An 8,536-nucleotide genomic window follows, 5' to 3' on the forward strand; every position below is an offset into this window, starting at 1 on the left:
GCTGTGCGACAGGGATCCCCTGCCGAGAAAGCGGGACTGCGAAAGAATGACAAGCTCGCCGTGCTCGATGGCCTGAACATCGGCACGCAGATCGATCCGCTGAAGCTTCCTGTCGAGTTCGCCAAGCGAGCTGGCAAGGAGATCGAAGTGATTGTCACCCGCCAGAACACCGGGGCGGGACAGGAAAGTGTCACCCTGAAGCTGACACCCGACAACATCCCCGGCTGGCTTGATCAGCCCGTTCAGGAAGGGGAACCTCTGTCGATTCCGTCGATCGGAGCCGCCTTCCACATTCTGCCCGTGATTCTCTCGGTCGAACCCGGAAGCTCTGCCGAGAAGCTGGGAGTGAAACCGGGACCGATCAAGAAGCTGAGCCTCACCCGCCGTGAGACAGTTCCACCGACCCAGGACGAAATCAAAGATGCCGTCCACACCATTAACCTGGACGACGCAGACGGCAAGAAAAACCGCAACAACTGTGCGTTTGCCTTCTGGCGGGTTCAACAGCTTCCCGACCGAAAAGTCACACTGACGGTTCTGGAAGACGGCAAGCTGAAAGATATCGAGCTGGAACCACAGCCTGATCCCGAATGGCCGCTGCCGATCATCGGTCTGGGTCTGGAAGCCGAACAGCTGGTCCAGAAAGCCGACACCCTGGGCCAGGCCTGCATGATGTCGTTTGCTCACACGAAAAGCTCAGCACTCAACATCTACCTGACCCTCCGCAGCCTCGTGACGGGCCGTGTCTCTTACAAGGAACTGCACGGACCACTGGGCATTGCCAACGCCGCCTATCAGGTGGCACAGCAGGGCTGGATCGCCATGTTGCTGTTCCTGGGATTCCTGAGCGTGAACCTGGCAGTGCTGAACTTCCTGCCGATCCCCGTGCTGGATGGTGGTCACATGGTCTTCCTGATCTGGGAAGCCGTCACACGCCGACGGCCAAGTGAACGAGTCATGATCGGGGCGACCTACGCGGGCTTTGCCTTCCTGCTCTGCCTGATGGCCCTGGTCCTGTACCTCGACCTGTTCATCCACCCCTTCGCCAAGAAATAGTGATCGGCGCCATAATCGCCGCCTGAGTCTCGCACTCTTTCACAGGTCGGGGACAGTCTCCTTTCCCATCAGAACAAGCCTCGAACAGGGCGATTTCTGATTGGAAAGCTGCTGTCCCCGACCTGTGATTTTTTCTGAGCCGACACAACGCCCGGGTCCCTGGCAATCAAGAACCACGTCCCTGTAGCGGACAGCGGCGTTGCACAGAGGCTTGCTCATGACGGCGGTCAATTGGGCGTGGTCACGAGGACTACTTCGGGTCATAAGCCACTGCTTCGCATGGCACGGTAAAGCAGAGTTTTTTCATCGATTGATACCCGCAACGGCACTGCATGCCCGAAGACGGTCATACAGTGGCATTCCCACTTCCCGCCTGGGCGGGATCGCTGGAACGGTGCTCCGGGCGTCGAGTGCACCGCTGCTTCTCATTGTGTTCCGGGGTCCCGCAGAGGCTTCGAATGACACTACCACCTCAGGATCGAGCCACTTCTGACGGTTTAGGTCCACTCTCTGTCCAGCAAAAAGCCCCGCCGTTCTTCCACGCGGGGCCGATCATTCGGCCCTGTCCCAGCAGAGCGAATCGAAAAAGGAAGTGGTTCAGAGGTTGAGATCACTCAATCCCCTGAACCACTTCGCAAACTTTCGCAAACGGCCGAATCAGTCTCGTCCCCCCTGCAGTAGTAGCACGCTGGGTGCTTCCAGCAGCTCAAACACTTTCCGGGTGCTGCTGTAGGCTGCGGTCAGGCGTGCCGTATCGAGCGGTTGGCCGCCCCCCGAGACTCCCCCCTGAATCGTAACCGGTCGAGGTGCCACCAGAGCAGCAATCTCTCCCACGTCGCCAAAGTCGCGCAGGATGCCCGGCACCATCAGCCCCATCCGCAAGCCTCGATAGGGCTGATCCGTCACATAGCTGCCCAGTGAATCGACGGCAGTCACTCGCGTGATCCGCTCATCCAGCGCGGCGGCGCACAATGCGACCAGCCCCGCCGTTCCCTGCCCCGTAATCAGAACGTCATGCGGCAAGGAGCCGTCACGTTCAGCGATGGCATCCAGAGTTCGGCGCACGTCCCAGACCCATTGGCCCAGCAACGGTCGACCGATCCATATCGACCACTCGGCTGTGTTGTGGTCCGGTGCGTGACCAATTTTGTCCCGAGGATCGGCGAACTGTCCGGTGGCTCGCAGCTCAGGAGTCACCACCGCCCAGCCCCCGTCACGCAGACGAGTGGCCAGATCACCCGACCAGGCTCGCTCCAGCCCCCCATCCAGATCCAGTACGATCGCCAGACGGCCCGGTTTCTCTGGCAGATCGCGGCGTGCGACGGTCCGTAGACCCGGTTCGACATTGAACGCCAGCTTCTGGTCCTTATCTGAATTGCCAGGCTCGACGGCCAGATCAAGGGCCGTCCGCTCGGGTTGCCCACCCAGAACCTGAATCAGACTTTCCACTCGCTTGGGCCGAGCCTTCTCCCATTCTGCTCGATCCGCGGGAACGGGTCGTTGTTCCGCCAGTCGAATCGCCTCGGTGGCGGCAAAGCGAGGAATCGTCAGATAGTCGTCCGGCCGCGATTCATTGGGGTAACACAGCAGCATCTCGCGAGGCTCAGGTTGCACAGGTGGTTCCGGAATGGGTGAACCATCCCCTTCTCCCTTCAGGTGCTTCGCCATCCAGCCATACATCGCTTCCCGCATTTCCTGATTGTAATCGTGAGGCGACTCAATGATCGTATGTTTGGTCGACGTACCGAACAGGCGCGCGATCGCTTCGGCCCGGGCGACCGATTTCCGTGCCTCGTCCACAGAGAACTGGAACGCGTCCTTGGTCGCACTGGTCACCATCAGCCCCCGGTTCGCGGCGAGTCCCAGCACATCGCCTTCTTCCGTGAATCGTAATGCCCCCGGTACCACCTCACAGAAGCAGCAAGCTGCCCCCAGGTAGGCCTGATAATTCCCCACCGAACAGGTCGGCACGACGCACTTCAGCCGTTCATCAAACGCCCCGGCATACATCGTCTGATTGCCGCCACCACTGGCGCCGGTGATCCCAATCCGATCCGGGTCCACTTCGGGCCGGCTCCGCAGGTAATCTACGGCCCGTCGATTCTCATAGACCTGAAGTCCGGAAAGAGGCAATCCGACTGGCAACACCGTCGCCGCGGTCATCTCTCCGTGATACTCACCCAACGCTTTTCCAACAGCTCGTTCGCCTGAACCAAACGCATCCACGCAAAGCACAAAATAGCCCAGCTTGACAGACCCGATGCACCGTGACTGAACGGCCGGATCCTGCTTTGCCCCCGCCCAGTGACCATGAACTTGCAGGATTGCAGGACGTTTCCCCGGTTGATCGGGAACGTAGGCGTTGGCCGTCATCCAGACTCCGGGGCGCGTCTGAAAGACCAGCTTCTCGACGCGGTAACCGTCTCGCTGAAAGGTCCCCAGCACCTGCGGAGACAGGTCACAGTCCGTCTCAGGGAACCCACCCCACGCCTTCAGCAGGTTTTCCCGTAGCGCGGCACGCCGCTGCTTCCAGTCATCGATCGATGCGGGGGGGACGTCCCCCGCACGCAGCGTCTGGGCCTGATTCTTGATGAACGACAGGAATGAGGCCCCATTGTCCTGTCCCAGGACCAGTCGACTATTCAGTAACAGCAAGCAGAACGTAACGATCAGCGTGCGACGGTGCATCTCAGTTTCGCTCTTCAATTCGTGTGATCCCGTTTCAGTAGTCCGGTGCAGTGGATGACGATTGAAGAAAGAGACTAACCAAGTCGCTCGCGCAAGTCACACGTCCTGCGTCGTTTCAAAAGCAACCGCAATGAGAAATGACCGCGATACCGCATCTCCGGCCCCGTTTAGGTAAGCCTCATCAAATCCAGTCACAGACGCGAACCCGCAACGCTGCATTCGAGAACATCGGCCAGGGATCGCCGCACTTTGGCGAGCCGTCCAGAGGCTTCATTCGGACGTGTCGCGAGATCACAGGGCCACCGAGGGAACCCGACGCTGCGGATTGGCTGAATTTTATCGGTCGAGCGACTATCATTCCCGGCGCACATCCCGTGCGACGCCGCGGGCGTCTGTCGCGAACCCCAATACACGTTTCTACTGCTCAGGAGACAACATGCTCAAGATTTCCCCCACTGGCGATTTAGACCTGCTTTCGCTGGGGGCACTCGTGCACCGACTTGACCCCGGTATCATCCCTTTTCGTAAAGCCTCGGAATGCCGTATTCACGTCAGTGGTGGAGAATTCAACGTCGCCGCCAACCTGTCGGATTGCTTCCGCCTCAAGACCGGTGTCGCCTCGGCCATGGTGAACTACCCCATCGGCGATCTGATCGCTGAGCGAGTTCGCGCGATGGGGGTTAAGCCGTTCTACAAGCGCTTTGAGCATGACGGCGTGACCGGCCCTAACATGGCCACTGTCTACAGCGATCAGGGACTGGGCGTACGCGCTCCCGTCGTCTTCTACAACCGCTGTAACGAAGCGGCCGCTCAGTTGAAAGCGGGCGACTTCGACTGGAAGTCGATCATGGCAGGTGGCGTACGCTGGTTCCACAGCGGGGGGATCTTCTCAGCTCTCTCTTCGACCACCCCTGACCTGATCATCGAAGGAATGAAGGCCGCCAAAGCCGCAGGCGCCATCGTCTCGTTCGACCTGAACTTCCGCGCCAAGCTCTGGCAGATCTCCGGCGGGCTCGCCACGGCTCAGCAGACGCTGCGCCGGATTGTCGAGAACGTCGACGTTCTGGTCGGAAACGAAGAAGACCTGCAGAAGGGCCTGGGACTGAAAGGCCCCGATGTGGAAGCCAAGTCGAAAATCGACCCTGCCGCCTTCGTTGCCATGATGGACGACGTTGCCAAGCAGCTCCCCAACATCAAGGTCGTGGCCACGACCCTGCGGGAAGTCCATACCACCAACCGGCACGACTGGAGTGCCGTCTGCTGGTACGAAGGGAAGACCTACAACGCACCAACCTGCGAACTCGACGTGTACGACCGCGTCGGTGGTGGCGACGGCTTCGCCGCGGGATTCATCTACGGCTTGCTGAGCGGTAAGTCTCCCGATGAAGCCATCAAGCTCGGCTGGGCCCATGGTGCGCTGCTCACCACGTTCCCCGGCGATACGACGATGGCGACACTGGAACAGGTCGAATCCTTCGCCAAGGGTGGCTCGGCCCGCATCCAGCGCTAAGTCATCTGGATCGACTGTGTGTCAATGCAAACAGGGCGGGAAGGCAATCGGTTTCCCGCCCTGTCGCATTCAGTCATCCCGTCGATCGTCGCCCCAGCCCCGATGCAACGATCCGAACCCCGGAGGCATGCCACTTCTCCCTGCCGTTTGCGCCTCATGGTCCCGCTTCACATCCGCTGATGCTGCGGAACAGAATCACTCAGGAGACGCAACGGTGAGGAGACGCAGGTGCCGGACCTCCCCGTTTCCCGAAGCCCCCTCGCCGTGAACTCTCCGCTCACGAACAGAAGCGGTCTCGGGTTATCACTCACATCCACTGACGTGGACTAAAAGCTGTCACCACTTCCAAAGTCACCTCCGTCACCAAAATCTCCGCCACTGCCGAAGTCGCCACCATCTCCACTGTCAAACCAGCCACCACCCGTGCTGCTCCCTTCGTCGCTCCATCCCGCATCCTGTGCACGGTTGTCGTCACCGAATGAGCCTCCTGAAGTCATGGGATCGGACTGCGAATGAGGCAGTTCCTGAGCATGTGCGGAACGTCCAGAGAACGAATCGTACAACCAGTGTCCCGCCGCGGCACCAAACAGGCCCCCGGCCAAGCCACTGAGGAAGCCGCCCCCTCCACCTCCGCCACCGTAGCCGCCATAACCACCATACCCGGGGCCTCGACCGTACTGTCCCGGTCCGGCCATTCCTTGACTACTTCCCCCTCCGAACAGCCGTGACAGCATCGAAATCACAAAGATCCCGAACAGTACCAATCCCACAACCCAGATAACTGGCGTCCAGCTCATCTGATTCCGCCCCTGAGGCACCTGGCGATGAGGAATCGGTGGGGGGGGCGGAGTCGAACCGGAAGGTCTCAAACTTGACCTGAGTCCCGTACCTTTCAGACCGGAGTAGACAGACCCGATTTTACCGATCGTCGCAGTGAGCGCTTCGTCGTAATTCTTTGACTTAAAGCCACTCACAATCGCCATCGTGATGGCGTCCCTGTCGGACCGGCTGAAACCCCGATCCCGTAGACTGCCGCTGAACCAGCTTTCGATTCGTGCCGGATCCTTACAAATCAGGATCAACGCACCGTTATGCTTGAGCGCCTTGGCCCGTTCTTTGGCCCAGTCGCGAATCAATTCCTGCTTTTCTTCGCGGTCCATCCGCGCCAGAGCCTGCGCTTTGTCGGCAGGAACCGTCGGATACGTTTCGATCTGGATATCCAGACCGGACGACTTTTCAATTGAGCTGATTGCCCGATTGGCTTTCTCGATCGCTTCCGGACTGAAAAACTTTGCCTTGTCGACCACCTCCCCGGCCGAAGCCAGTGTGGTCATCCCCGCCAGTACGATACCAAACAGCAGACCCCGCTTTGTCATCTGATTCGATCGTTGTCCCAACATCTTGTGGGCTCCTCGTTTCAATTGTCCTTCGGGCAACCACTCGTGGCCCCTACAGCAAGGACAACGCAGTCGAGTTACCGTCGGATCACGCCAAAAGTTCGGGAATCACTTTGGCTGGCTCTACCCCCGTTAACTTCTGATCCAGCCCCTGGAATCGGTATGTGAATCGTTCGTGATCGAATCCCATCATGTGCAGGACAGTCGCGTGGAAATCGTGAACCGAGACAGGATCCTTCACGATATTGTAACTGAAATCGTCAGTTTCCCCGTAAATCTGTCCTCCGCGGGCCCCGCCCCCTGCCATCCACATCGTGAAACAACGAGGATGGTGGTCACGGCCGTAATTTTCTTTCGACAGGCCCCCTTGCGAATAAATCGTCCGCCCGAATTCTCCCCCCCAGATGATCAATGTCTGGTCAAACAGGCCTCGCTGCTTCAAATCCTGAATCAGCGCGTAGCAGGCCTGATCGACGTCCCGACACTGGCTCGGAAGGCGCCCGGCCACATTCGCATGCGTATCCCAGTTGTTGAGGTAGATCTGGACGAACCGCACCCCCCGCTCGACGAGTCGCCGAGCGAGCAGCACATTGTTCGTAAAGGATCCTGGCTTCTTGGCTTCGTCACCGTAGAGATTGAACGTCGCTTCTGATTCTGTCGCCAGATTCGTCAGCTCCGGGACACTGGTCTGCATTCGGTATGCCAACTCGTATTGTTCAATCCGCGTCCGCGTCTCGGGGTCTGCCAGTTGAGCGTACGTCTGTTCGTTGAGCTGCCGCAGACCGTCCAGTGTTCGCCGTCGCATCTGGCTGGGAACGCCAGGGGGGTTATTGATATACAGAATCGGATCTCCACTGCTGCGGAACGAAACCCCCGCATGCTCTCCGGGAAGATACCCCGATTGCCAGAGCCGGGCAGAAATCGCCTGGACCTGCTCTGTATTCGTCGGATTGGCCACCATGACAACAAAGGTTGGCAGGTCATCGTTCAGCGACCCCAGACCATACGACGTCCACGCCCCCAGACAGGGGCGTCCCGTATTCTGGTTTCCCGTCTGCATGAACGTGATCGCGGGTTCGTGGTTGATCGCCTCTGTGTTCATCGTCCGCATGAAGCACATATCGTCGACGACTTTTTTCGTCCACGGCAGCAGTTCCGTCACCCACATGCCGCATTCACCCGCCTGCTCAAACTTGAACTTGGAGGGAGCGATTGGAAATCGAGCCTGGCCCGATGTCATCGTCGTCAAACGCTGGCCGTTGCGGATGGACTCGGGCAAATCCTTGTCGTACCAGTCGTTCATAACGGGTTTGTAATCGAACAGATCCATCTGCGGTGGGCCCCCGACCATATGCAGATAGATCACGTGCTTGGCCTTCGGGGTGTGATGCAGTAATCCCGCCAGGTCGGGCCCCGACTCGGCAGCCAGAACGGGCCGCTGAGCAGGCTGTCCCATCAAGGACGCGAGTGCCGCCCAACCGACGGCATTCGAACCCTGTTGAAAGAAGTGACGCCGGGTAATGTTGCGGGCATATTGCTGAAACAGGTCCATCAGTTAATCCTCTCGCGCTTTGTCACGAATAAAAGCATGCACTGCACGACCCTATTCGGTCAGACAGTGCTCCGGCCCGCACCCAACACAAAAAGCCGCTACGTCGCCAAAAACCCCGAAGCAGTAGCATACAAACGAAATCGTTCGCGCAGCCATGCCCTGACCTGCGGAGCCAGGGATTTCCTGAATGCCACTGTATGACCGTACTCGGTCATGCAGTGCCCCGCCCCACGCAACACAAAAAACGGACTGCTTCTGCGAAGACTCCGAAGCAGTAGCATACGAACGAAATCGTTCGCGCAGCCATGCCCCGACCTGCGGAGTCAGGGATTT

At 59.1% G+C, this 8,536-nt stretch carries 5 protein-coding genes; 2 read left to right on the forward strand and 3 right to left on the reverse strand.

The genetic code is table 11. The features are described 5' to 3' along the window. A partial coding sequence (locus VGE80_RS17550) for a site-2 protease family protein (RefSeq protein ID WP_440593571.1) occupies positions 1–1,056 on the forward strand: 1,056 nt, incomplete at its 5' end. Between the two features lie 657 nt (positions 1,057–1,713). On the opposite strand, the gene VGE80_RS17555 is transcribed toward VGE80_RS17550, so the two are convergent. Continuing rightward, positions 1,714–3,744 carry an acetylxylan esterase gene (locus VGE80_RS17555; protein WP_440593572.1) on the reverse strand — a complete coding sequence of 677 codons (2,031 nt, stop codon included), beginning with the start codon at positions 3,742–3,744 and terminating at the stop codon, positions 1,714–1,716. A gap of 436 nt (positions 3,745–4,180) precedes the next feature. Between VGE80_RS17555 and VGE80_RS17560 the strand changes: the two genes are divergently transcribed. Continuing rightward, a complete protein-coding gene (locus VGE80_RS17560; RefSeq protein WP_373650293.1) occupies positions 4,181–5,254 on the forward strand; it encodes a PfkB family carbohydrate kinase in 1,074 nt (357 codons plus the stop codon). Positions 5,255–5,580: 326 nt separating this feature from the next. Here the strand turns inward: VGE80_RS17560 and VGE80_RS17565 are convergent, their stop codons facing one another. Both VGE80_RS17565 and VGE80_RS17570 read right to left on the reverse strand, forming a co-directional pair. Continuing rightward, on the reverse strand, positions 5,581–6,654 hold the full coding sequence (locus VGE80_RS17565; RefSeq protein WP_440593573.1) for a TPM domain-containing protein: 1,074 nt from the start codon (positions 6,652–6,654) through the stop codon (positions 5,581–5,583). Positions 6,655–6,739: 85 nt separating this feature from the next. After that, complete coding sequence (locus VGE80_RS17570) at positions 6,740–8,203, reverse strand: DUF1501 domain-containing protein (protein WP_440593574.1); 1,464 nt, start codon at positions 8,201–8,203, stop codon at positions 6,740–6,742. Positions 8,204–8,536 lie beyond the last annotated feature (333 nt).

This window comes from Schlesneria sp. (assembly GCF_036405755.1).
Lineage (GTDB): Bacteria > Planctomycetota > Planctomycetia > Planctomycetales > Planctomycetaceae > Schlesneria > Schlesneria sphaerica.

Excerpts from the sequence above, each read along its gene's own strand:
- VGE80_RS17555 (WP_440593572.1), bottom strand. The coding sequence starts at position 3,744 with ATGCACCGTCGCACGCTGATCGTTACGTTCTGCTTGCTGTTACTGAAT.
- VGE80_RS17560 (WP_373650293.1), top strand. The coding sequence starts at position 4,181 with ATGCTCAAGATTTCCCCCACTGGCGATTTAGACCTGCTTTCGCTGGGG.
- VGE80_RS17565 (WP_440593573.1), bottom strand. The coding sequence starts at position 6,654 with ATGTTGGGACAACGATCGAATCAGATGACAAAGCGGGGTCTGCTGTTT.
- VGE80_RS17570 (WP_440593574.1), bottom strand. The coding sequence starts at position 8,203 with ATGGACCTGTTTCAGCAATATGCCCGCAACATTACCCGGCGTCACTTC.